At 41.1% G+C, this 22,874-nt stretch carries 23 protein-coding genes; 7 read left to right on the top strand and 16 right to left on the bottom strand.

The annotated features are described in order from the left end of the window. Nucleotides 1–211: 211 nt before the first annotated feature. The 7 genes from QTN47_RS26740 to QTN47_RS26770 form a co-directional block, all read right to left on the bottom strand. Entirely contained in the window at nt 212–1,648 is a 1,437-nt protein-coding gene (locus QTN47_RS26740) for a TolC family protein (protein ID WP_369332526.1), read from the bottom strand. Nucleotides 1,649–1,671: 23 nt separating this feature from the next. Then, on the bottom strand, nt 1,672–4,839 hold the full coding sequence (locus QTN47_RS26745; RefSeq protein WP_369332527.1) for an efflux RND transporter permease subunit: 3,168 nt from the start codon (nt 4,837–4,839) through the stop codon (nt 1,672–1,674). Nucleotides 4,840–5,279: 440 nt separating this feature from the next. Beyond that, nucleotides 5,280–6,386: an efflux RND transporter periplasmic adaptor subunit gene (locus QTN47_RS26750; protein WP_369332528.1), complete on the bottom strand. Its 1,107-nt coding sequence runs from the start codon at nt 6,384–6,386 to the stop codon at nt 5,280–5,282. Between the two features lie 430 nt (nt 6,387–6,816). Continuing rightward, a complete protein-coding gene (locus tag QTN47_RS26755; protein ID WP_369332529.1) occupies nt 6,817–7,230 on the bottom strand; it encodes a hypothetical protein in 414 nt (137 codons plus the stop codon). A gap of 146 nt (nt 7,231–7,376) precedes the next feature. Then, nucleotides 7,377–7,733, bottom strand: a complete 357-nt coding sequence (locus QTN47_RS26760; protein ID WP_369332530.1) for a Rieske (2Fe-2S) protein — start codon at nt 7,731–7,733, stop codon at nt 7,377–7,379. Between the two features lie 226 nt (nt 7,734–7,959). Next, entirely contained in the window at nt 7,960–10,326 is a 2,367-nt protein-coding gene (locus QTN47_RS26765) for a M1 family metallopeptidase (protein ID WP_369332531.1), read from the bottom strand. Continuing rightward, the gene (locus tag QTN47_RS26770; RefSeq protein ID WP_369332532.1) at nt 10,241–10,921 is read right to left on the bottom strand and encodes a HupE/UreJ family protein; all 681 of its coding nucleotides are present in this window, start codon (nt 10,919–10,921) and stop codon (nt 10,241–10,243) included. The genes QTN47_RS26765 and QTN47_RS26770 overlap by 86 nt, the downstream gene beginning before the upstream one ends. Nucleotides 10,922–11,036: 115 nt before the next feature. On the opposite strand from QTN47_RS26770, the gene QTN47_RS26775 reads away from it, so the two are divergent. Next, nucleotides 11,037–11,525 (top strand): DUF6702 family protein, encoded by a 489-nt coding sequence (locus QTN47_RS26775; protein ID WP_369332533.1) that lies wholly within the window; start codon nt 11,037–11,039, stop codon nt 11,523–11,525. Nucleotides 11,526–11,527: 2 nt separating this feature from the next. Here the strand turns inward: QTN47_RS26775 and QTN47_RS26780 are convergent, their stop codons facing one another. Continuing rightward, nucleotides 11,528–12,829 (bottom strand): hemolysin family protein, encoded by a 1,302-nt coding sequence (locus QTN47_RS26780; RefSeq protein ID WP_369332534.1) that lies wholly within the window; start codon nt 12,827–12,829, stop codon nt 11,528–11,530. A gap of 331 nt (nt 12,830–13,160) precedes the next feature. On the opposite strand from QTN47_RS26780, the gene QTN47_RS26785 reads away from it, so the two are divergent. Next, nucleotides 13,161–13,733, top strand: coding sequence for a UbiX family flavin prenyltransferase (locus tag QTN47_RS26785; RefSeq protein WP_369332535.1), 573 nt, complete (start codon nt 13,161–13,163; stop codon nt 13,731–13,733). Between the two features lie 202 nt (nt 13,734–13,935). Here QTN47_RS26785 and QTN47_RS26790 read toward each other — a convergent pair whose 3' ends face one another. The 3 genes from QTN47_RS26790 to QTN47_RS26800 all read right to left on the bottom strand — a co-directional run bounded on the left by QTN47_RS26790 (nt 13,936) and on the right by QTN47_RS26800 (nt 15,308). Then, nucleotides 13,936–14,085 carry a hypothetical protein gene (locus tag QTN47_RS26790; RefSeq protein ID WP_369332536.1) on the bottom strand — a complete coding sequence of 50 codons (150 nt, stop codon included), beginning with the start codon at nt 14,083–14,085 and terminating at the stop codon, nt 13,936–13,938. Nucleotides 14,086–14,179: 94 nt separating this feature from the next. Beyond that, the gene (locus QTN47_RS26795) at nt 14,180–14,725 is read right to left on the bottom strand and encodes an inorganic diphosphatase (RefSeq protein ID WP_369332537.1); all 546 of its coding nucleotides are present in this window, start codon (nt 14,723–14,725) and stop codon (nt 14,180–14,182) included. 172 nt (nt 14,726–14,897) lie between these two features. Next, nucleotides 14,898–15,308, bottom strand: a complete 411-nt coding sequence (locus tag QTN47_RS26800; RefSeq protein ID WP_369332538.1) for a hypothetical protein — start codon at nt 15,306–15,308, stop codon at nt 14,898–14,900. A 148-nt stretch (nt 15,309–15,456) separates the two neighbouring features. Here QTN47_RS26800 and hxpB point away from each other — a divergent pair, with 148 nt between their 5' ends. After that, entirely contained in the window at nt 15,457–16,128 is a 672-nt protein-coding gene (gene hxpB / locus QTN47_RS26805; protein ID WP_369332539.1) for a hexitol phosphatase HxpB, read from the top strand. A gap of 210 nt (nt 16,129–16,338) precedes the next feature. Here the strand turns inward: hxpB and QTN47_RS26810 are convergent, their stop codons facing one another. Further along, nucleotides 16,339–17,313 (bottom strand): PhoH family protein, encoded by a 975-nt coding sequence (locus QTN47_RS26810; protein ID WP_369332540.1) that lies wholly within the window; start codon nt 17,311–17,313, stop codon nt 16,339–16,341. Nucleotides 17,314–17,503: 190 nt separating this feature from the next. Beyond that, nucleotides 17,504–18,121 (bottom strand): HAD family hydrolase, encoded by a 618-nt coding sequence (locus tag QTN47_RS26815; protein ID WP_369332541.1) that lies wholly within the window; start codon nt 18,119–18,121, stop codon nt 17,504–17,506. Between the two features lie 458 nt (nt 18,122–18,579). On the opposite strand from QTN47_RS26815, the gene QTN47_RS26820 reads away from it, so the two are divergent. Together QTN47_RS26820 and QTN47_RS26825 are read left to right on the top strand one after the other, a co-directional pair. Further along, nucleotides 18,580–19,362 carry a glycoside hydrolase family 25 protein gene (locus QTN47_RS26820; protein WP_369332542.1) on the top strand — a complete coding sequence of 261 codons (783 nt, stop codon included), beginning with the start codon at nt 18,580–18,582 and terminating at the stop codon, nt 19,360–19,362. Between the two features lie 54 nt (nt 19,363–19,416). Further along, nucleotides 19,417–19,653 (top strand): hypothetical protein, encoded by a 237-nt coding sequence (locus QTN47_RS26825; RefSeq protein WP_369332543.1) that lies wholly within the window; start codon nt 19,417–19,419, stop codon nt 19,651–19,653. A gap of 282 nt (nt 19,654–19,935) precedes the next feature. Here the strand turns inward: QTN47_RS26825 and QTN47_RS26830 are convergent, their stop codons facing one another. Both QTN47_RS26830 and mnmC2 read right to left on the bottom strand, forming a co-directional pair. After that, on the bottom strand, nt 19,936–20,361 hold the full coding sequence (locus QTN47_RS26830) for a YybH family protein (protein ID WP_369332544.1): 426 nt from the start codon (nt 20,359–20,361) through the stop codon (nt 19,936–19,938). Nucleotides 20,362–20,366: 5 nt separating this feature from the next. After that, the gene (gene mnmC2, locus QTN47_RS26835) at nt 20,367–21,050 is read right to left on the bottom strand and encodes a tRNA (5-methylaminomethyl-2-thiouridine)(34)-methyltransferase MnmC2 (protein WP_369332545.1); all 684 of its coding nucleotides are present in this window, start codon (nt 21,048–21,050) and stop codon (nt 20,367–20,369) included. Between the two features lie 85 nt (nt 21,051–21,135). Here mnmC2 and QTN47_RS26840 point away from each other — a divergent pair, with 85 nt between their 5' ends. Together QTN47_RS26840 and QTN47_RS26845 are read left to right on the top strand one after the other, a co-directional pair. Continuing rightward, complete coding sequence (locus tag QTN47_RS26840) at nt 21,136–21,768, top strand: DNA-3-methyladenine glycosylase family protein (RefSeq protein ID WP_369332546.1); 633 nt, start codon at nt 21,136–21,138, stop codon at nt 21,766–21,768. A gap of 6 nt (nt 21,769–21,774) precedes the next feature. Continuing rightward, on the top strand, nt 21,775–22,092 hold the full coding sequence (locus QTN47_RS26845) for a heavy metal-binding domain-containing protein (protein WP_369332547.1): 318 nt from the start codon (nt 21,775–21,777) through the stop codon (nt 22,090–22,092). A gap of 181 nt (nt 22,093–22,273) precedes the next feature. Here the strand turns inward: QTN47_RS26845 and QTN47_RS26850 are convergent, their stop codons facing one another. After that, entirely contained in the window at nt 22,274–22,678 is a 405-nt protein-coding gene (locus tag QTN47_RS26850) for a hypothetical protein (RefSeq protein ID WP_369332548.1), read from the bottom strand. Nucleotides 22,679–22,874 lie beyond the last annotated feature (196 nt).

Consider the following 22,874-nt stretch of genomic DNA (forward strand, 5'->3'; position numbering starts at 1 on the left):
CAATGGGTATACGGGTGTAAAAGCTTTGAGCTGTCAGCTATTAGCTTTCAGCAATTAGGTGTCAGGTTTCAGGTGTGAGGCGTAAAGCTTGAGGTGTGAGGCTGTTCGCATTTGCATATCCGCACATTTGCAAATTCGCAAATTCTCAATTTTCCACTTTCAATTTTCAATTCCTCCCATTCACACATCTCCGCATTTGCACATCCCCACATTAATTCCACCCGCCTCCCAGTGTTCTGTACAAACTTATCATCGCCTGAAAAATATCTTTCTTCTGGTTGGTCAGTTGCAGCTCGGCTTCCAACACACCTTTTTGTGCAGTGATCACTTCCAGGTAAGATGCATAGCCGGTCAGATATAATTCGTTGGCTGTAGAAACTGCCTTAGCCAATTCGCTCACTTCTTTTTCCTTCAGACTAAATGATTGTTCGTTGTTATATATGTTCGATAAATTGGTCATCGTTTCACTAAAGCCATTTAAAATCGCTTTTTGATACTGGTATACAGCTTCTTTGTTTGTCGCATTCGCAATAGCATATCCGGCCTTGATCTGGTTGTTGTTAAAGATCGGCGCTGTGAGTCCACCAATCAGCCCGAAGGCAATTGATGCGGGATTGAAAAACATAGAAGCATTGAATGAATTAAAGCCAACGTAGGGCGACAACGTAAGCGATGGAAGAAATGCAGCCCGTGCAGCTTTTACATCTGCCTCCGCTGCTCTCAGGCTAAACTCAGCTTCCTGGATATCCGGCCTGTTCAGCAATAAATCAGCAGGCAAACCGACCTGCAGGTTAGTTGGCAATCCTTGTTTCATAATAGAAGAATCACGTTCTATCTTTTGCGGATAACGTCCAATAATTGCATTCAACTGGTTTTCTGTAGCTGTAAGATATTGTCTCGTCCGGAATTCAATTGCTCTTGTATTCAGCAACTGTGCAGCGAACTGTTGTACCGCCAGTTCAGTCGCACGGCCTCCTGCCTTTTGCGCCTGCACTATTTCAACAGCCTTTTCCTGCAGCTCAATATTGCGTTTAATGATCACCAGTTCGTTATCTAACGCCAGCAGGCTATAATACATGCTTGCCACTTCTGCAACAAGCTCTGTTACTACATACTGCCTTCCTTTTTCAGATGCCAGTAATCTTGCAATAGCTGCCTTGTTTCGTTCACGCAGCTTGCCCCAAACATCAATCTCCCAGGAACTTCTCAACCCAAGAAAATAATCAGGCGTTGGTGAAGGAATATGCTGCTCTTTGGTAATGTTGGGAGATAAGTTGGTATCATCGTTACCGACGCCATTCATTGTATATTTTCCATACTTGTCAAAGCCTGCAGATGCAATACCATCCAAAGAAGGAAGCATTGCTCCCCTGCTAAGTGCAACCTGAGCTCTCGCAACTTCAATGCGCTGTATAGCTATTAACAGATCAGGATTGTTTTTTATCGCTGTATCAATTAACATTTTTAATTGCGGATCTGTAAAAAAATCGCGCCATGGCACTGTAGCCATGCTGAACGAATCCTTGCGTAAACCAAAAGTATCCGGTATCTCTTTTACTACCGGCATTTGCACCGGCGCAGCTACTTTACATCCCGATGAAATGATAATAAATATTGCTATTACTATTAATCCTTGTAAATATTTCATGTAATCACTTAGTTTAACTGCTCTTAATGTGTACTATTCGCCATATGCACATGCTTTTCCGCTATGACAATTTTCTTCTTGCGCGTTTTTTCAGACAGCGTTGCAAACACCACATACAAACCTGGTATTACAAACACACCGAAAACTGTTCCTATCAACATCCCGCCGGCGGAAGCAATCCCGATAGAACGGTTCCCCATTGCACCCGCACCGGAAGCAATACACAAAGGGATCAATCCCGCAATAAAGGCAAACGACGTCATAAGGATGGGACGCAACCTCGATACGGCCCCTTCTTTCGCCGCTTCAAGAATGGAATAGCCCTGTTTTCTTCTCTGTATGGCAAACTCCACAATAAGAATTGCGTTCTTGCCCAACAGACCAATCAGCATGATCAATGCCACCTGGGCATAAATGTTGTTTTCGAGACCAGCTAACTTGAGGAAGAAGAAGGCACCAAACACGCCGGTGGGCAATGAAAGAATTACAGAAAGCGGCAGCAGGAAGCTTTCATATTGAGCCGCTAATAAAAGATATACAAACACAAGACAGATGATGAATATATAAATAGCCTGGTTGCCCGATAATATCTGCTCGCGCGTCATACCGCTCCATTCATAATCATAACCTTTGGGCAATTTTTCGTCCGCAAGTTTTTGAATGGTGCTGATTGCCTGACCGCTACTAAATCCGGCAGCTGCATCACCGTTGATCATTGCAGAAGTATACATATTGTACCGCGTAAGCTGTTCGGGACCATACACGCGTTCGAGCCTGATGAAAGTTGAATAGGGCACCATTTCACCGCGATCGTTCTTTACATAAAGTTTAAGAATGTCCTCAGGCTTTGCGCGATATTCGGGATATGCCTGCACCATTACTTTGTACATCTGACCAAAGCGAATAAAGTTCGTTGCATAATAACTACCAAGCAATGTCTGCAAGGTGGCCATTGCATTATCTACAGTTACACCTTTTTTTGCTGCCATGTCCTGGTCAACATGTATCAGGTATTGCGGAAAGCTTGCATCGAAGCTTGTAAATGCACTTCCAATCGCCTTGGTGCTCTTGAGTTCCTTAATAAAATCTTCAGCAACCTTTGCAGTTTTTGTAAGATCAGCGCTTTTGTTTTTATCAAGCAAACGAAGCTCAAATCCGCTCGCATTACCAAAACCCGGTACCGTTGGCGGCGGAAAGAACTCAATGGTTGCATCGGTTATATGCTTTGTTGCAGCCTGCATTTTTGTAATCAACTCCTGCACGCCTTCTTTGCGGTCCTCCCATTTTTTCAGGTTTATCATTCCCATACCATAGGAAGCACCGGCTACTTCTGTTACAAGACTATAGCCTGCAAGCGTACTTACGTTTTCTACTGCATCAATCTTTCTTGTTGCTCTTTCAATAGATTCCAGCACTTCTTCCGTGCGTTCAACTGTAGAACCAGATGGAGTAGTAACATTCACATAGATGATACCCTGATCCTCCGTAGGGATAAAGCCTGTAGGTAATATAGCGCCCACTCCCCATGTTGCAAAACAGAAGAACACGAACATAATGAGTGTGATCACTTTTCGGCCTGCCATCCAGCTTACAGCTTTTGCATATTTGTTTTCGGTATTGCTGTATGCTTTATTGAATGATCCGTAAAAGCGCTGTAACAAACTCTTCTTCTTTTTAGTTGAAGTGTTGTGCTTTAACATTAATGCACATAGTGCAGGAGTAAGCGTTAACGCGTTTATTCCCGATATCACAATTGAGAAGGCCAATGTCAGTGAAAATTGCCGGTAAAACACACCTACGGGACCTGACAAAAATGCTACCGGCACAAACACAGCCGACATCACAAGCGTAATAGCCACAAGGGCGCCGCTTATCTCTTTCATAGCTGCAATAGTAGCCTGCATGGGTGCCATGTGATACTCACTCATTTTTACGTGCACAGCTTCGACCACCACAATAGCATTATCCACCACAATACCGATAGCAAGTACAAGGGCAAACAAGGTAAGCAGGTTAATAGAGAAGCCCAGCATTTGCATAAAGGCGAGTGTGCCTACCAGGGCTACAGGCACGGCCAACGCCGGAATCAGCGTTGACCGGAAATCCTGCAGGAAAATAAACACCACAACAAACACCAACAGAAAAGCTTCAAATAATGTCTTTACCACTTCATGGATACTGGCATCCAAAAAGCGGGATACGTCATACGCAAAGTTGTATTCCATGCCGGGCGGAAAAGTTGTTGCTTTCAGCTCGCCCATCTTGTCTTTGATATTATTGATCACATCGCGCGCGTTGGAACCGGGACGCTGTTTGATCATGATAGACGCAGAAGGCTTTCCATCAGTTTTACTTACCATCCCATAACTCATCGTACCGAACTCAACATCTGCTATTTCTTTCAACTTAAGAATAGTTCCGTCCTCGCTTGCTTTCAACACAACATTCTTGTAGTCTTCCGGCTCAAAAAATTTTCCTGTGTATTTAATTACATATTGCAAGGGCTGGCCGGTTCTGCCTGAGCTTTCACCTGTTTTACCCGGAGCGGCTTCCACGTTCTGGTTTCGCAAAGCCTGTATCACTTCTTCAGCGGACACATTATATGCCATCATTCTGTCTGGCTTCAACCACACACGCATTGAATATTCTCTCTGTCCCATTATCTCCGCAAAACCAACACCATCAATCCTTTTAAGCTCCTGCAACACATTAATGTCTGCAAAATTGTAAATGAACTCTTCATCTGCTGTTGAATCCTTACTCATAATGTTCAGGTACAGCAACATACTGTTCACTTCTTTTTCGGTGGTAACACCGGCTTTAATAACTTCTTCCGGCAATTCATCCAACACAGTTGTTACCCTGTTTTGTACGTTAACCGCAGCCTGATCAGGGTCTGTTCCTACCTTAAAAAATACCTGTATAAGTGTAGTACCGTTATTGCTGGATACGGACGACATATATGTCATGCCCGGTACACCGTTAATAGCACGTTCAAGCGGCATAGACACCGCCTTTGTACATACTTCGGCATTGGCACCTGTATATTTCGCAGATACCACAACGGATGGCGGTACTATGTCAGGAAATTGTGTTACCGGCAACGTATATAACGCCAATACACCGAGCAACGTTATGATCAGCGATATTACTAATGATAATACCGGCCTTTTTATAAAAGTCTCAACCATTGAAATTGTTTTAAAAGAAAAAAAATTAAAAAGTCAATAGTGAATGGTCAATAGTGAAATGTGAGGCGGCGAACCCTTTTTTGTAAACACGCTTCACTTTGTCAATAGTGAATGGTGAAGGGTGAATAGTGAAATGTGTAGCTGCATTTTTATTTTGCAGACAGGTCGATAAACGGGCATTTTCTACGTTATTCTTCGCTGCTACACATTGAGCATTTCCGATTTGCTAATCAAACTTTCACCGTTCACTATTCACCATTCACTATTCACTTCTTCAATAGTCAAATGTGTAGCAGCGTTCCTATTTTGCAGACAGGTTAATAAACGGGTATTTTTTACGTTATTCATAACTGCTACACATTGAGCATTTTTGATTTGTTAATCAAGCTTGCACCTTTCACTATTCACCATTCACTATTCACCATCACTATTCACCATCACTACATCCCACTCACCTCTTTCGGCGTAATTGCCGTTCCGTCACTCACACTCTGTATACCTTCATATACAATTTTATCTCCGGTTGAGAGTCCGGTTTTTACTATATAGTAATTGTCGATCCTTGTTCTTGGTACAAAGCTTTTCATTTTAACAGTGTTGTCCTGATTCAGAACAAATACAAAATTTTTGTCCTGGATCTCCATAACCGCTTTCTGAGGTATCATGATCACTTTGTTAGCAGACGCATTCAGTTCTACCTTACCGCTGGAGCCATGTTTCAATAACTTATGAGGGTTTGAAAACTTGGCCCTGAATGCAATAGAACCGGTACTTTCATCTATCTCGCCTTCTACTGTTTCTATCAATCCATCCTGTAAATAACGACTGCCGTCTGCGAGAATAAGTTTTACAGAATCACTATGCGTTGCCTTGTTATGTTGCTTGGATTTAATGTAGTGCAGATACTCGCTTTCCGATACATTGAAATATGCGTAAACCGTTTGAACATCCGAAACCGTTGTAAGCAAAGCGCCTTCACTTATCAGGCTCCCCAACTTGAACGGTATACGGTTAATAATACCACTGAAAGGGGCTTTAATACTGGTGTAAGAAAGTTTGAGGCGTGCATTTTCTTCAGCAGAACGTGCTTCGCTAACTTTAGCCTCTGCAGCTTTCAGTTTGGCTTCAGCCAGCTCCAATTCTGTTTTTGAGATTACATTTTTTTCAACAAGCGTCTTTACTCTTTTTACTTCAAGCTCAGCTGCTTTTGCTTCGGCCATGGTACTGGAAAGCGTAGCTTTTGCCCTGGATAATTCTACCTGGTATTCTTCATCATTAATTAAGAATAATGTCTGTCCTTTTTTTACTTCTGCGCCTTCGTCTACCAGGATCTTGTCGAGGAATCCCGGCGCCTTAGCTCTTATCTCCACATTTTGATACGCCTGAATATCGGCCACGTACTGATCAAACAACAAAGTGTCTTTCTCTGCAAGTGTGATCACAGGTATTACGGGTGGTTTCATGGCTGTGTCATCCGTTTTCCCGCTCACTTTGCAACTTTCCAACGCTACAAACAGGGACATGATGAGTATATAATGAAATTTCATTCGGTTAATTTTTTTAATTAGGCAGAATCCAATGCTGTATGGGAACACAACAAGTATTCTTTTCAAAAACTGCTGTTAAGTGTTTTAATGATGGGATTTTTTTCTTGCGCAGATAAATGCATGATGCGCTTGTTTGCAGGCTTTATCAATCCTTTTTGACTAACACGTACACCGTCTTACATGAGTACGAACAAAACGGGCAGCACAATGAATGTATCCGATAAAACATAATATGGATCTGCTGTAGTTACTTATGTCGTATGATAATGGCAGCACAAACATTTACTGAGCCATCTTTTAATACAGCGCAAGCAATACAGAAATTACTGTTGAAATATCGGTTGGAACTAAATCCCATACACTCATTCTTCTAAATGCTCAAAACGGGTGCACTTTCATGTTAGAAGAAGGAAGACAGATTAATGGGTATTCAGAAAGGAGTAAGCCTGAATAGAAAAGTATAGTAGAACGGTATGACGGCAACTTTGCAAACCTGGAAAGATTGCTTTTTGTCATCGGGAAAGAAGCTTTCATAACTCCAGCCTTGCGCCGGTCTTGCGGCCTGTGATACATTGTTGCGTACCTGCTGAAGCTTGGGTCTTATTTTATAGAAATTCGTCTCCTGCGGATCAGAGGGATCCTGCAATTCATCAAAGAAAAGTTCAAATACATCTTCCGGATCATTCTGAGCAAAGACAGCAGCCTTCTGTTTTGTTGAAACAGACTTCGTCTGAAAATGCAATAGTTGTTTGTTATATCCTGAGTATCCTTTTAAAAAGAAAAAACTCAGAACAACACCAAACAGTAATCGCCTGATCATTTGTATGTTTCGCTTGTTGCTCATTAAATATCCATGAAAATTTATCTATGCAAAAATAGGAAGCATCCTCCTTATTTCTGTTCCGCCAATGTAATATTCGTATTTTATTTTGATTATTTATGACGTTCGTTAATACATAATTTTAAATATAATTTTTGAAAAAACACGAATTATAGCCAATTGAACAGTCCTTTTTTATCAAATCCAACGTAAATGCCCGTTTCGTCTGACCTGATTTCATATGTTCTTAAATAGTAACCTTCTCCGGTTACATTCCTTCCATTTTTCAGGCTAAACTTATAACGGTGAAGCGGACAAACAACATTTCCAACAGCATCAATAAAACCGTCGGCCAGGATTCCACTGGCGTGGGGACATTTATATGCGCATGCAAAAACCTGGCCGGCATGCCTTGCCAGCGTAATGTGTTTTCCATCAACTTCAATGATCAGCATATTGTTATCCTGCCAGAATAGTTCGTTTACTGAATCGGCAATTTTGTGCCATTGCTTTTTTTGTTCACTCATGGGAGGGCAAAGGTAGAGGTTGTAGGTTATAAGTGGTACGTTGTACGTTGGAGGCGTGAGGTGTGAGGGGTGAGGCGTAAGGACTGGGGTTTGAGGAAGAAGGGTTGAGGTTTGAGGGGTAAGGTTTGAGGATTGAGGCGTAAGGATTATAAAAAAAGCCCGGCAGATTTTAACCTGCCGGGCTTGTATTTCATTTTCAATTGTCAAATGTCAATTATCAATTAAACTACTTCTGTGCTGCTTTCTGCATCGGGTTCAATCCTTGAGATTGGCCACGAACAGCCTGCTTCATTTTGTACATGGTAAAGTTGCTTGGTACGTCAACTTTTGGCCATGTGTTATTTGTTTCATCAATGTCAGCAGTTTCGCGCATTGGGTCAAGCTTAACTGAAGTAACTTCTTTATCCTTGATAAATACTTTGGTTACCTTGTTTTCATCTTTACGCCAGATCTGCGCAGGAATTCTGTCAACTTCTTTAGTGCCGTCAGCAAAAGTCCACTCAACAATAACTGGCATTACCAATCCGCCTTTGTTGCTGAACTGCAGTTCGTAAAAATATTTAGAAGCCCATTTTTGTTTTGTTGCTTCGTCAAGCGGTTCAGTAGCCGGAGCTTCAACTTTGAATTTGAAAGAAGAATCGTAAGCTTCCTGTCCGCGATCGTAACGATAGTAGAAATCCTGCAGGTCTTTATCCGTCTCAACAAGGAACTTAACGTTCTTATCTTCCCTGTTTCTGATCTTTGAAATGTCGTCAAAATCGTTCACTGCAGGCTTGTCAATACCTCTTGTACCGTTACCTCTCATTGCCGGCGCTTTACCTTCAGTTGCAGCATCCAGGCGGAAAGGCTTAACACTGTCAAGTGCAATATCGCAAACGTCGATGCTATAGAACCATCCTCTCCAGAACCAGTCTAAATCTTCACCGCTTGCATCTTCCATTGTTCTGAAAAGATCTGCGGGTGTTGGATGTTTAAATGCCCAGCGTTGCGCATATGTTTTAAAAGCAAAATCAAACAGTTCGCGTCCCATGATTGTTTCACGTAAGATATTCAAACCGGTTGCAGGTTTAGAATATGCATTAGGGCCGAAACCAATGATGTTTTCACTGTTGGTCATAATGGGCTCCAATTGATTTTTAGGAAGCTTCATATAATCAACAATAGTATATGCAGGTCCGCGTTTTGAAGGGAATTTGTTATCATATAACTCTTCAGTCAGGTACTCAACAAAAGTATTCAAACCTTCATCCATCCATGTCCATTGACGTTCGTCGCTGTTCACGATCATTGGGAAGAAGTTGTGTCCTACTTCGTGAATTACAACACCCAGTAAACCGTTCTTCGTTGCTTCACTGTAAGTACCATCTTTTTCAGTACGTCCATAGTTAAAGCAGATCATTGGGTATTCCATACCGTTAGCGGCTTCAACACTCTGTGCAACCGGGTAAGGATAAGGAATAGTGAAATGAGAGTAAGTTTTAATAGTATGTGCAACCGCTTTTGTAGAAAATTTTCTGTACAGGCCGTAAGCTTCTTTACCATAGAAGCTCATGCACATAACTTTCTTCCCTTCTACATCAGCAGCCATCGCGTCCCAAATAAATTTGCGTGATGAGGTCCATGCAAAGTCGCGAACCATGTTGGCTTTAAATATCCAGGTTTTCTTAGCTGTGCTTTTTTGCGTTTCCGCTTTTTTTGCTTCGTCCAGCGTAAAGATCTCTAATGGTTCTTTCGCTGTTTGTGCTTTTAACCAACGTGAGTAGTGCGCAGCATCTAATACCTGCTGATAGTTCACACACTCACCTGTTCCACCAACAACATGGTCAGCTGGAACAGTCATTTCCACTTTGAAATTTCCGAAAGTCAGTGCAAATTCTCCGCGACCAGTGAACTGGTGATTTTGCCAGCCCTGGAAATCGCTGTATACGCACAAACGGGGATACCACTGAGCCATTGTAAACAGGTGGTTACCATCTTCAGGGAAAAATTCATAACCGCCGCGACCGCCAAGTTTCATACGGTCGGTGATCAGGTAGCTCCAATCAACATTGAAAACAAAAGTCTGCCCTGGCTTCAATACAGTTGGCAGATCTACGCGCATCATTGTTTTGTTGACAGTAAATTTTAATGGTTTACCGGTAGCATCAGTAATCTTGGCGATCTGATCACCCAATCCATTGTCGCCTTTAGGTTGCTCCATACGTTCCAAAGCTGCAACACTTGCATTTTTGTTCATGGTGCTCCCATCCTGGTAGTTGGCATTGTTTACGGAGCTGTGCTCATTTTCGTCCAGCTGCAACCACAAATAAGTCAGTGGATCAGGAGAATTGTTGTAATAAGTGATTTTTTCACTTCCTGTGAGCTTCAGGTTCTTTTCGTCAAGCTCACATTTGATGTCGTAATCTGCGCGCTGCTGCCAGTATTTCGGACCGGGCGCGCCGCTTGCCGTACGGTACTCATTCGGCGTAGGCAGAATGGTTCCCAGCTGTTCAAACTTATTCCCGTGATTAGACGCGGGATTGTTTCGAATGTCCTGGGCATTCGCAGAAACAGCTAACACTATTGCTGTTGTGCAAAAGAGCAGTTTTCTCATGTTGTTTATCTTCTTTTTTAATTGGGTATCTATCAATAGCCATTTGAAGGGCAAGGGCGGCAATACAACCGCTGAAGAATAACACGTACTCACGACGGTTGATTTTCAGCAGGCGTACGAAAATAAAAGAAATCAGCAATATGGCAATAACAATAATTATTTGACCAACTTCCAGGCCTAAATTAAATGCAAGTAGCTGAACAATAATGCTTTGATCTCGCCCCAGCATGCTTTTTAGCAGCGTACTGAATCCTAAACCATGTATTAAACCAAAAAATAATGCATAAAAATATATCAATGGCATGCGTTTGCCGGATACATCTTTTGCCATACAATTATTTAATGCAGTGATGATTATGGTTACGGCTATGAGAAATTCGGTCCAGTCACGCGAAATATTCAAAATATTTAAAGTACTTAATGCGAGGGTGATAGAATGCCCAATAGTAAATGCAGTAACCAGTACCAGAATTTTCTTCCATTCGGTTAACGTGTATCTGAGGCAAAGTGCAGCCACAAAAAGTATATGATCAATGCCACTAAGGTCTGTTATATGCTCAATGCCTGTTGGGAAGAAAATGCCGAAATCACTCATTACTAAAAAAAATTATCGATCTAAAGGCATTGATAAAAGTCCGTTAATGGCCTCTACATCGCGCAAAAATTGAAAATTAAACCGCAGCTTTGCAATTCAGAAAAAAATACCACGAATGGCAAATATATTATTTCAATGGTTTTCCACAGCATTGCTGGCAGTACTACACCCGTTTTTTGTATCGATGACGGATGTCAACTACAACGGCAAGGATAAGAACCTTGAGATAAGCGTTCGCATTTTTACAGACGATTTTGAGAACATTCTGTCCACCAACTATAAAACCAAAGTTGACCTTCAAAAACCCTCGCAACAGGCCGAAATGGCCAAACTGGTAAATGATTACATTCAAAAACACCTTCACTTTCAGGTAGATGGGAAAAATGTAACCATCTCTTATGTCGGGTTTGAACAACAGGGAGAAAGTACGTGGACCTATTTCCAGGTAGAAAATATTCCGTCAGTGAAGAAGATCGCTGTGTTTAATTCACTTTTACATGATTACAAAAAGGAGCAAATAAATATGCTTCACCTTAAAGCAAACGGGAAAGAACAGAGCTATAAGCTGGACTACCCCAACACTCAGGCCGCCTTTGATTTTTAGGACTATTCTTCATCCTCGCCCTTTTCTGCTTTTTTTGATTTCAGGGTAACCAGCAATTTATCAATGCGATGGTTATCCATATCAACTATTTCAAATGTAAAGCCCCGCCATTCAAGTTTATCGCCGGTTACAGGTATGCGTTCAAGCTCGTGGAGAATAAATCCGGCAAGTGTGTCAAATTCATGTTCGCCTTCATGCATCCATTCTGTTTTTTCAAAATGGCTTAGAAAATCATAGAACGGAATTTGTGCGTCAACCAGGTAGCTGCCGTCGTCACGTTTTACGATCACATAATCGTCCTGATCAGGTTGCGGCATGTCACCGACAATGGCTTCCAAAATGTCGTTTATTGTAATAATACCCTGCAATGATCCATATTCATCCACAATAAACGCGTAATGCGTTTTGGTCATTTTAAATTTCTCAAGTAGCTGGTAAGCAGAGTTATTCTCCGGAACATACATAGCAGGTTGCACAAGTGCACTCAACGGCGTAGCGTTATCTTCAGCAAAAAGCTGCTTTAAAAAGACAACTCCTTTTACGTCATCAATATGCCTGTCGCAAATCGGGTAGACAGAGTACGTTCCCTCCTGGGTTGTTTTCTTAACTTCTCCTACTGTCGTGTGGAGGTCAAACCATACAATATCCTTCCTGTGCGTCATAAGCGAAGTGATATTTCTGTCACCTAAATGGAACACACGTTCAATAATTTCCTGCTCCGCTTCTTCAATAGCACCCTGTTCTGTTCCTTCGCTTATGATGGCTTTGATTTCTTCTTCAGTTACTTGCGATTCACTTTGTTTAATTCCGAATATTTTAATGATGAGGTTAGTTGATTTAGTCAACAACCATATAAAAGGGTAAGTGAGGTAAGTAACAAGGCGCATGGGTGCGGCCAGCTTTTTTGCTATGCGCTCCGGGTTGCTTAACCCAATTCTTTTGGGAACCAGTTCACCGATCACCAATGAGAAATAAGTAATGATGATAACAACGATAGCTGTTGCGAGTCCATTGCTGTAGTTTTTAATACCATCAAACTTGTTTAAGAAGGCAACTATGTCGCCTTTGATATTCTCCCCCGAAAAAATACCTGTAAGAATGCCTATTAATGTTATGCCAATTTGAACTGTTGAAAGAAAAGTGTCGGGACGGCTGGCTAACTCCAGCGCTTCTCTTGCACTGTTATCGCCTTTATTCGCCTGTGCTTCCAATCTGGCTTTACGTGCTGAAACAAGGGCTATCTCCGCCATTGAAAAAACACCGTTAAGGATGATAAGGCCGAGTATGATGAAAATTTCTACCATAACTTGTAAAACTAATGAAGATAGTTGATAATGTTTGATGTAGGGTTTGGGGATCGGTGAATTTTTTAAAGGCGGAGAGTTGGGTGTAAGGTATCAGGTTTCAGGTAACAGGTGAATACCAGGGCGCTTATATCCCACTCTCCGTGTTCTGCACGCGTTGAATTTTCCATTACCCCAATACTTTATCCCAAACCTGAAACCTAAATCATTATCCAATAGCTAACATCTTACGCCTCACACCCCGCTCCTTACCTTATATCTTACGCCTCACACTGATACCTTACACCTGATACCTTGCACCAGATACCTGATACCTTCTTACTTTTGCTTTATGCCTAATAAAATTGCAGTAGCCATAACCGGTGCAAGCGGATCTATTTACGCGAAGCTTTTACTAGAAAAACTTTTGCAAATGCCGGACCAATGGCAGGAGCTTGGTGTGGTAATGAGTAGTAATGCTAAGGACGTATGGCGGACCGAACTTGGGAATGACGACTACAGTCGTTATCCTGTAACGTATTACGACAAGTACGATTTTACGGCGCCTTTTGCTTCCGGATCTGCACGCTTCAACATTTTGATAGTAGCACCCTGCAGCATGGGAACACTTGGGCGCATTGCTTCGGGAATGAGCGATGACCTGGTTACACGTGCGGCGGATGTTATTTTAAAAGAACGGAGAAAGCTGATTTTAATGGTTAGGGAAACCCCTTACAACCTCATCCATATAAAAAATATGGAGACTGTAACACTAGCAGGTGGTATTATATGTCCGGCAACGCCGTCTTTTTACTCAAAACCAGATACCATTGACGCGGTTGCCATGACTGTCGTGGATCGTGTGCTTGATTTAGCGGGGCTGGATATTAAAACGAAAAGATGGGGGGAAGGAAGTCAAAAGTAAAAATTCAAAAGTCAAAAGCTCACTCATAGACACGATTCATCTTTATAAAATAGAAAAAAAAGAACGGAGCCTTAGCATTTAAGGCTCCGTTTATATTTTTAGTCACCACTATATCGGTGCTGTTCCAATCTTTGTTTCAAAAGCGCGAAGTCACCAGTGTAAACCTTTTTGACTTTTTACTTTTGAATTTTGACTTTTCGACCTACATGATGTTCATCGCCAAAGCAAAATAAGTGCAAACACCCGGTAATGCCAGCCAGAAAAATTGCCTGTAAACGAACAACAGGACGATCAGAATGGCCAACCAAATAAAGAAGTACACCCAGTATTTTGCAGTTGATTTATGTTCCATGTGTTAAAAAGTTTGCGCAAAAATAAAGATCAAACAAATATGAGACGACTTTTATTGAAAAAAAGCATTTTATGACGGCAATTACCGCAAACAATTACTTTTTGCCAAATTGCTCTTTGTAGTTAGCAATAGCTGCTTCGATAATTTCTAAAGCTTTTGCTTTGTCGCCAAAATCTTCCACCTGCACAGTTTTGTTTTCAAGATGCTTGTATTCTTCAAAGAAATGGCGCAACTCATCAAAAAAGTGCTGTGGAAGCTGCTCAATGTTGTTATAGTGGTTAACTCCGGGGTCGTTAGCAGCAACAGCAATGATCTTGTCGTCGGCGTCACCACTGTCAATCATTTGCATTACGCCTACCACTTTTGCTTCCATCAATGTAAGCGGTTGTACGGGTAAAGAAGTAATTACCAGTATATCCAGGGGATCTTTATCGTCACCATAAGTTCTTGGAATAAATCCATAGTTACAGGGATAATAGAAAGAAGAATAAATAACACGATCAAGTTTAAGCAGGCCGCTTGGTTTATCTATTTCGTATTTACAACGGGAACCTTGCGGTATTTCTATCACCGCATTTACTACTCTCGGTGCCTGTTCACCAAAATCAACTCCATGCCAGGGATGCAAAACAGTTAACATCTAAGCTTTTTTTAATGATGCAAAATAAGGTATCATTTTCCAAATGATGAACAATCATTCAAAGTTAAAACGCCATCTAAAGGAGATTGGATTATTTTTCCGGCAAGCGAACGATGTATTTGCAGGAGCGGAGAAAGCAAATTTCCTGCCGTTAGATACATCTAAGAAATCGTTATAGATTGCCATTAAAAGTATATTTCAGATCAACCAGCCAGCCGGCGTCTGTCAAAACTACTTTAATCTTCCTGGCAATATTGTCGTATGAATTTTTATAATTGATGATATGCGTGCGTTCATCAACCGTTTCGTCGTCTAAGATAACAATAGATGCGTCTTCAAAATGTTTTTTTTCTTCCTGCGATTTCCTGTTAAACTCAACTTCCAGTTTTTCGAGTGATTCCTTGTTGGTTGCATCAGGTTTCATATAAAAGGCAGCCTTCTCAAAATCCCCCTTCAGGCAACCGTCAATAAATTCCCTGCCTGCGTCAAAAGCGTTTTCAGCTTTGGTAAAATTGGTTTTGCCGCCGGAACAACTTATCAATCCAATAAAAATAAAAGACAATATAACAAGAAGCATTTTCATTCCGCAAATATAATAAGGGCATAACTATAAAGTGCGAAACATGCCAAATGCAGGTTTCTAACGAACAAGTAAATATTTTCGTGGCGTCCCAAAACGGATAGCAAAAAGGTTTTGATTTACATTTTGATCACTGAACGAACTGACAGTTATGATTATAAAGAAAGCTGTAATATTTGACATGGATGGCGTACTCGTTGATTCAGAAAAATTCTGGAAACAGGCAGAGTTCGAAGTTTTTTCTTCATTAGAAGTAAATGTTACGGACGAATGGTGTGACGAAACAAAATCTATGACAACACCTGAGGTAACGAAATTCTGGTTTGAAAAATTTCCATGGACCGGCAAAAAACTGGAAGAGGTAGAGCGAATGGTGGTTTCAAAGGTGATCAGTTTAATTGAAAATGAAAATTGCCAGATACCAGGTGTAAAAGCTTTTATAGAAACACTTAAAGCGCAGAATTTTAAAATAGGGCTTGCCACTAATTCGCCATCAGTAGTTATCCCGGCTGTTCTGAACAAGCTCGGAATTCACCATTTATTTGACGCTGTGTCTTCTGCAGAGTTTGAACCCAAAGGAAAACCCGATCCTTCCATTTATTATACAACAGCGGGCAAATTAAATGTGAAACCAGAAGAATGTTTTGTAATTGAAGACTCCTATTCCGGGATGCTTGCAGCAAAACATGCGGGTATGACTGTTATTGCTTTTACAAATGGAAACGCTCAGTTGAACTTTGAGATAGCGGATCATAGAATTGAGAATTTCGAAGATGCCCATCTGAATATCCTGGACAAGGCTTTTATTTACCCTTTGAATTAAATTCTATCGGTCCGAAATAAAATGAGCCACTGAAAAAGTGGCCCATTCTAAAAACAGGTTAATGTGACGCTTCCTTTATGAAAGGTTATACTGCTGAATATTCATCTTTCTTTGGGAGTGTGATGAAACTTATATAGTAAATATTTTAAAAATCTTCATTCTGTTTGTACTCGGGGCACAAACAGGCTCGTGACTAATACAATACCCTACTTATGAATGTCTCATCTCTTCTTTGCCTTTTTCCTTGTCGTAAGCCCTGATAATTGCCTTTACCAGGCGGTGCCGTACAACGTCTTCTTCATCGAGTTCGATATGAGAGATGCCATCAATATTTTGAAGAATACGAATAGCTTTCTCTAATCCGCTTTTCTGATTCTTCGGAAGATCCACCTGGGTGGGGTCTCCTGTAATTATTGCTTTTGCATTGGCGCCGATACGGGTCAGGAACATTTTTAATTGCAGATCATTCGCATTCTGCGCTTCATCCAAAATGATGAAGGCATTGTCCAGCGTTCTACCGCGCATGTAAGCCAGCGGCGCAATTTCAATAGTGCGCGTACTCATGTAGTAACCCAGCTTGTCTGCAGGTATCATGTCGTCCAGCGCATCATACAATGGACGCAGATATGGATCAATCTTTTCTTTAAGGTCACCGGGCAGAAAACCAAGGCTTTCGCCCGCTTCAACTGCAGGTCTTGTAAGTATAATTTTCTTAACCACTTTGTTTTTCAGTGCTCTAACGGCCAGGGCAACAGCTGTATAGGTTTTACCTGTACCTGCCGGGCCTACTGCGAAAACAATGTCGTTGCGGTCTGCAGCCTGTACCATCCGTTTTTGGTTTGCCGTACGGGCACGTACGGTTTTACCGTTTGGACCGAACACAAGTATGTCGTTCGGGTTGCGATCAACAAAATTGTCAACCGTTTCCGCATCGTCACCACCTAGAATCTGTTCAAAGTAGTTCTCGCTCATATCGCCGTTTCGTTCCATATATTGGATGATAAGATCGATTTTTTCTTTTGCAGTATCTATCTGCTCAGGCGCACCGCTTAGTTTAATCTGAGTTCCTCTGGAAAGTATTTTTAATAATGGGAACTTTCTTTTTAGTAAATCGAGTTTTCTGTTGTTCACTCCAAAAAATTCGATCGGATTAACGGTGTCAAGGTTAATTATTGTATCTGTCAAAGCACGTTCAATTTAAGTGAATAATAGTTATTTTTCCCGGGAACAGCAGCTTACTCAAATTTAACTTATACTATCTCACATTCCTACTAAATGATATACACACAATGTGGAAAGTTACCTGACTGAACCCTTGTAATAATAATGTATTTTCAAAATATATGCCGTGTTCTTTTGCTAATAACCCGGCATGTTAAACATTGATTCCCCAGTCTCGCAATTCCTGTTTTAGCTTATCCGCAGAAGTAAAGACAATTCCATGTATCCCAATACTTTCTGCACCTAAAATGTTTCTTTCATTATCATCAATAAACAATGTCTTATCCGGAACCACGTCATGCCTTTTTAGCAGGATATGGTAAAAATCGGCAAAAGGTTTCCTTGTTTTTTCCACGCCGCTGACAACTATTCCGTCAAACCAGTTCAAAAACTCAAAGCGATCCAATGCGAGAGGAAATGTTTCTGCACTCCAGTTGGTAAGCGCATACAGTTTTACTTCATTTTTCTCCTTTAATGTTCGTAGTATTTCAACTGTTTCTTCTATCGCGCCGCCCAGCATTTCGGTCCATCTCCCGTAGTAAGCGGTTATTTCATTTTTCCAGTCTGGGTACAGCGCCACTAACTCTTCGGTACCAGCTTGCAACGTATTTCCCGCATCCTGCCTTTCATTCCAGTCGCCGGTGCAAATGTTTTCGAGGAACCACTCGGTCTTTGCTTCGTCCTCAAAAATTTTATTGTAGAGATAACGGGGATTCCAATCAATTAAAACGCCTCCGAGGTCAAAGATGATTGTGTCGATTTTTGATGCCATAAGGGTGATATTAAGATTTGAAAATAAGAAGAAAATAGAGAGACTGCGTGGCTATATCGTTTAGTTCGGGACATATCCTCAAATTTGAAACATGTCTCCGTCGTCGATCCGATGATCACCATGCATTAGCAAAGAAATGAAGCAGTACAAAAGGCCGGTTGCAAACAATTCAGAGAACTGCGTCCGCATCGTCACTTCGACGAGTAATTTGGTTAACCACTATCAAAAAGAAACGACATTACACTTTTTGTCGATAGCCCGTAGGGCTTAAAGTAAAATCCATAATCGGCACGCAGTGAGGTCTCCTGAATATTGATTTGCTCGTGATATTTCATGAGCGATTGATATTGACAATGATGAGATTTTCCTCAAACAGACTGAAACCGTTCTTACAAAAACAAATCAATCTAAAAATCACCTTCTTTTCTTTAATTTTTTTAAATGATTTTTGCACCCCGATGGCAAAGCAAACCGCAAAGAAAAAAGGTAGTAAGGCATGGCTTATTTTATGTGTGCTCATTATAGCGATGGCAACGTTCATCGGCATTACCTTATGGCGGCAGTTTAAAGAATCTAATGAAGCACGGTTTGTGCATTATGATGCCTTTGGTATTGATATGCCGGTGAATTATGAGATCCACGGTATTGATGTCAGCAAATACCAGGGCATTATTTACTGGCCCTCGGTAGTTAAGATGAAAGTGAATGATATTAAACTGGGATTTGTGTTCATCAAGGCTACTGAAGGATTGGGCAAGGTAGATGCAGGTTTCAGGCGAAATTGGATAAAGGCAAAAGAAGCCGGCATTACACGCGGCGCCTATCATTTTTTTCTTGCAACCAAAAGCGGTAAAGCCCAGGCTCAAAATTTTATAAACACGGTAGATCTGCAGCCCGGTGATCTTCCGCCGGTTCTTGACATTGAACAGCTCTACAATGTACCTCCGGAAAAAATGCGCGCCGAAATAAAAGCATTTCTTCAAATGCTGGAAGACGCCTACAAAGTGAAGCCTATTATCTATACCTATGTGAGCTTTTACAATAAATACCTCGGTGATGAGTTCGACGATTACCCGTTATGGATAGCACATTATTTCGAAAAGGATAAACCACGCATCGATAAAAGCTGGCGCTTTTGGCAACACAGCGAACTGGGAAAGGTTGACGGCATAACCCATCGTGTGGACTTCAACGTATTCAAAGGAGATTCTACTGATTTTAAAAACCTGCTTCTCAAATAGAGCTCGGCCACTAAACATTCGTAACTTACTTCTGCATTAATCAACTCACTTTTGATGGAACCGGAAGTAAAAGAATTTCTTCGCCGGGTAATTGTTACATTGTCAACAGGGCTTTTATGGATGCTCATCAACTCCACAGCCGGCATTATGTATGGCTATGCCTTTTTTGACAACGGTGTAAGGTTGGGCAATATTCTCTTCTACATATGGTTTCTTGCCAGCCTCGCGCTGTTAATTTGGTATATGTATAAGTTATGGACGAAACCAATGCCCAGGCAGGACAGTGAATAGTGAAAAGTGAATAGTCAATAGTCAAAAATGCAGACAGTTCAACAAATACCAACAAGCGATAAATGCAGTCAGCCGCTAAATAGTAAAAGCGCACTGTATCACCCTTCACTATTCACTTTTCACCATTCACTTTTCCAGCTCATATGATCCAATATATAAGTGGGCAATAGTAAATAGTCAAAATAGCAGACAGCTTAACTAACACATACAATTAGCATTGCAACAGCTCTGTGCAAAAGCACGCTTTCGCACCTTTCACTATTCACTATTCACCATTCCCCCCTAGCTCGTATGATCCAGTGCTATCACCCACTTCCCTTCTACTTTCTTAAACAGAAGTGTATAATAGCCGCCGATATCGCCAATTGTTCTTTTGAGGAACCATTTGCCCAACACAAAGGCATAATCGTTAGATAGAATTTGTACCGACTGGATATCAAATTGCAGCTTACCCATTACGGTTGTATCTGGATACGATTTTTTGTAGCGTTCCAGCGTATTTTTCCAGCCGTAGGTAACACCTTTGGAGCCGACGAATTTCAGACTGTCACTTTTCCAATAGGTTTCCATAAAAGCATCAATATTACCGTTATTCCAGTCTGTCACCTGTTTCGCCATTACTGCTCTTATTGCAGTTTCATCTGTTTTTTGTGCAAACAGATTTCCCGCAATCATCAAACTAAAAATGCAGATCAAAAGTTTTCTCATGTCAGTTAATTTTGTGTTTGTTTCGTTCCGCGAAGCATTTCTCTTTTACCTGGCGGCCCTTGTAATTTCTCAATGGCAAACCCGCTTGCAATCATCGCTCTTCTTACATCGCCTTTGCTGCAATATGTAGTCAATACACCTGGGGGAGATAGCATATTGTACAGTTTATCAAAAACTGTTTTTTCCCAAAGATGCGGCTGCGCGGAGGGAGCGAATGCATCATAATAAATCAGATCGAAAGAGTGCAGGGGAAGATAATTCAGCAGATCCTGCCTGGTTTTTCGCAACCTGAAAAATGGATTTATTTCCACCTGTTCATCCCAATTGCAGGCGTGCATCTTTTTGAATTCATCTTTGTACAAAAGCAAAGAAGGTTGTTCCGTATAATTCAAGGTTGCGGCCTCTTCCATTGTCAGTGGATAAAGTTCTACTGCTTCATAAATTACCGGCAGGTTGCTCCGGGTCGCATAATCCAGTGTAAGCAAGGCATTCAGGCCTGTTCCAAATCCCATTTCAAAAATAATTATGGATTGCTTGCCGTTTTTTTCAACAAAATAATCCAGTCCGGCCTGAATAAATACATGAATACTTTCCTGCATTGCACCATACCTGCTATGATAAGTAACATCCAGATTGGGAATGCAAATTGTGGATGATCCATCTTTTGTAATTTGTACCAGCCTGTCCATTCAACTTTTGATTTAACCCTGTTAACCGACACTAAATTACAGGAATGGTATATTATCCTTGTGCGATTTATTCTAACTTTCCAAAATGGAATATCTTGAACATCTGCATAAAGACAAAAAACTATCGCCGGTAATACTACAACATGGACCGATGGAAGAACTCAAAATACGGAAGCACATTCCTTTTTTACTGATGGCATCCATCATGAGCCAGCAACTAAGCACGAAGGTGGCATCCGTTATTAAAACGAGGTTTCTTGATCTTTATGGAGGAAAAATCCCCCCCTCACAGCAAGTGCTCGACACACCGTCAGAACAGCTAAGAGCCATTGGCCTGTCTAACGCCAAAGTAAGCTACATAAAGAATGTTGCCGCGTTTTGCATAGAGCATAAAATAACCGACAAAAAACTGATGGTGTTATCCAATGAAGAAATAATTGACCTGCTTACACAGATAAAAGGTGTTGGCAGGTGGACAGTTGAAATGTTGCTGATGTTTAGCCTTGGCCGCGAAGATATTTTTGCCATTGATGACTGGGGACTCCAAAATGCCGTGATCAAAATCTATAAACTGAAGATTGAGGATAAAAAGAAACTAAAAGAAAAAATCATCCGGATCTCATCCAGGTGGAGCCCATACCGTTCATATGCATCCTTGTATTTATGGCGATGGAAAGACAACGCTCCTGTTACATCCGAAACAAAATCCAAAAAATAATATATCATGATCCTTACGACAACAAACACCGTTGAAGGAAGTCCTGTCAGGGATTACCTGGGAATTGTAAGCGCTGAAACCATTATTGGCGCAAACATTTTCAAAGACATATTTGCCGGAATCAGGGACATTGTAGGTGGCAGAAGCGGCACATACGAAAGAGTAATTGAAGAAGCGAAGCAAACCGCGATGCGCGAATTAGAACAGCGGGCACAGGCAATGGGAGCAAACGCAGTTATAGGCATTGACCTGGATTTCGAAACTGTCGGCAGCGGCGGCAGTATGCTAATGGTAGTCGCCACAGGAACCGCTGTTAGGTTGTAAGTTATAAGTTGTACGTTATACGTTATACGTTTTTCACCTGGTAGGATTCATCTTCGCTAATGTCTACAATGGTTTAAACATACGACGTAAAGCTTATAACGTATAACTCATTACGTACAACCCAAACATACTCAAATAAAAAACCCCGCAACTGCGGGGCTTTTTATTTGAGTATGTTTGATTACTGCTTTGTTATTTCAACATCATCAACAGACTTTGTAACAGTATTTACATTGAAAGACTGTTCAAGAGCCTTGTTAGAAGATTTAATGCTAAAGCTGTAACGGATGTTGTCTTCACCTTTCAGCAATTTGAACTTTTTATCGAAGCTCTTATCATTAAACTCACCGTTGTAAAGTGTAGTTCCGTCTGCAGTTTTTACAACTACTGTAAATTTATCTCCTTTAGGATTATCCAATTTTACATTGAAGAAAAGCGCATTGTCTGCAGAACCAACAAACTGAATGTTTGCCTGATTTTTTTCAGATAAGATTTCAATTTTGTCGCCCGCTTTTACAGAAGAAACTGCGAATACTGCTGCGATGAATGTAGCTGCTATTACTCTTTTTACGATTGTCCTTTTCATTTTGTTCATTTTAAATAATTAATAATACAGGCATATCCAATCGATGTAAGGCAGTCGGCAATCTTTTTCGTGAAACAAGGCAAATCGTGAAGGAGGGGGTTGATCAACTTAGAGATTCAATATCTGCAGATACTAGTGTAAAAATCTCTGATCTTTATTCTGTGACACAAATATACGAGGAAAATGAAACAATTTA

Origin of the sequence: Danxiaibacter flavus, from assembly GCF_041060425.1 — a bacterium.
GTDB classification, from domain to species: Bacteria; Bacteroidota; Bacteroidia; order Chitinophagales; family Chitinophagaceae; genus Danxiaibacter; species Danxiaibacter flavus.

Coding starts and splice junctions, on each gene's coding strand:
- QTN47_RS26840 (WP_369332546.1), top strand. CDS start 21,136: ATGGAATATCTTGAACATCTGCATAAAGACAAAAAACTATCGCCGGTA.
- QTN47_RS26830 (WP_369332544.1), bottom strand. CDS start 20,361: ATGAGAAAACTTTTGATCTGCATTTTTAGTTTGATGATTGCGGGAAAT.
- QTN47_RS26745 (WP_369332527.1), bottom strand. CDS start 4,839: ATGGTTGAGACTTTTATAAAAAGGCCGGTATTATCATTAGTAATATCG.
- QTN47_RS26790 (WP_369332536.1), bottom strand. CDS start 14,085: ATGGAACATAAATCAACTGCAAAATACTGGGTGTACTTCTTTATTTGG.
- QTN47_RS26815 (WP_369332541.1), bottom strand. CDS start 18,121: ATGGCATCAAAAATCGACACAATCATCTTTGACCTCGGAGGCGTTTTA.
- QTN47_RS26740 (WP_369332526.1), bottom strand. CDS start 1,648: ATGAAATATTTACAAGGATTAATAGTAATAGCAATATTTATTATCATT.
- QTN47_RS26800 (WP_369332538.1), bottom strand. CDS start 15,308: ATGAAAATGCTTCTTGTTATATTGTCTTTTATTTTTATTGGATTGATA.
- QTN47_RS26795 (WP_369332537.1), bottom strand. CDS start 14,725: ATGTTAACTGTTTTGCATCCCTGGCATGGAGTTGATTTTGGTGAACAG.
- QTN47_RS26760 (WP_369332530.1), bottom strand. CDS start 7,733: ATGAGTGAACAAAAAAAGCAATGGCACAAAATTGCCGATTCAGTAAAC.
- QTN47_RS26765 (WP_369332531.1), bottom strand. CDS start 10,326: ATGAGAAAACTGCTCTTTTGCACAACAGCAATAGTGTTAGCTGTTTCT.
- QTN47_RS26755 (WP_369332529.1), bottom strand. CDS start 7,230: ATGAGCAACAAGCGAAACATACAAATGATCAGGCGATTACTGTTTGGT.
- QTN47_RS26750 (WP_369332528.1), bottom strand. CDS start 6,386: ATGAAATTTCATTATATACTCATCATGTCCCTGTTTGTAGCGTTGGAA.
- QTN47_RS26850 (WP_369332548.1), bottom strand. CDS start 22,678: ATGAAAAGGACAATCGTAAAAAGAGTAATAGCAGCTACATTCATCGCA.
- QTN47_RS26845 (WP_369332547.1), top strand. CDS start 21,775: ATGATCCTTACGACAACAAACACCGTTGAAGGAAGTCCTGTCAGGGAT.
- QTN47_RS26770 (WP_369332532.1), bottom strand. CDS start 10,921: ATGAGTGATTTCGGCATTTTCTTCCCAACAGGCATTGAGCATATAACA.
- QTN47_RS26825 (WP_369332543.1), top strand. CDS start 19,417: ATGGAACCGGAAGTAAAAGAATTTCTTCGCCGGGTAATTGTTACATTG.
- mnmC2 (WP_369332545.1), bottom strand. CDS start 21,050: ATGGACAGGCTGGTACAAATTACAAAAGATGGATCATCCACAATTTGC.
- QTN47_RS26820 (WP_369332542.1), top strand. CDS start 18,580: ATGGCAAAGCAAACCGCAAAGAAAAAAGGTAGTAAGGCATGGCTTATT.
- QTN47_RS26780 (WP_369332534.1), bottom strand. CDS start 12,829: ATGGTAGAAATTTTCATCATACTCGGCCTTATCATCCTTAACGGTGTT.
- QTN47_RS26775 (WP_369332533.1), top strand. CDS start 11,037: ATGGCAAATATATTATTTCAATGGTTTTCCACAGCATTGCTGGCAGTA.
- hxpB (WP_369332539.1), top strand. CDS start 15,457: ATGATTATAAAGAAAGCTGTAATATTTGACATGGATGGCGTACTCGTT.
- QTN47_RS26785 (WP_369332535.1), top strand. CDS start 13,161: ATGCCTAATAAAATTGCAGTAGCCATAACCGGTGCAAGCGGATCTATT.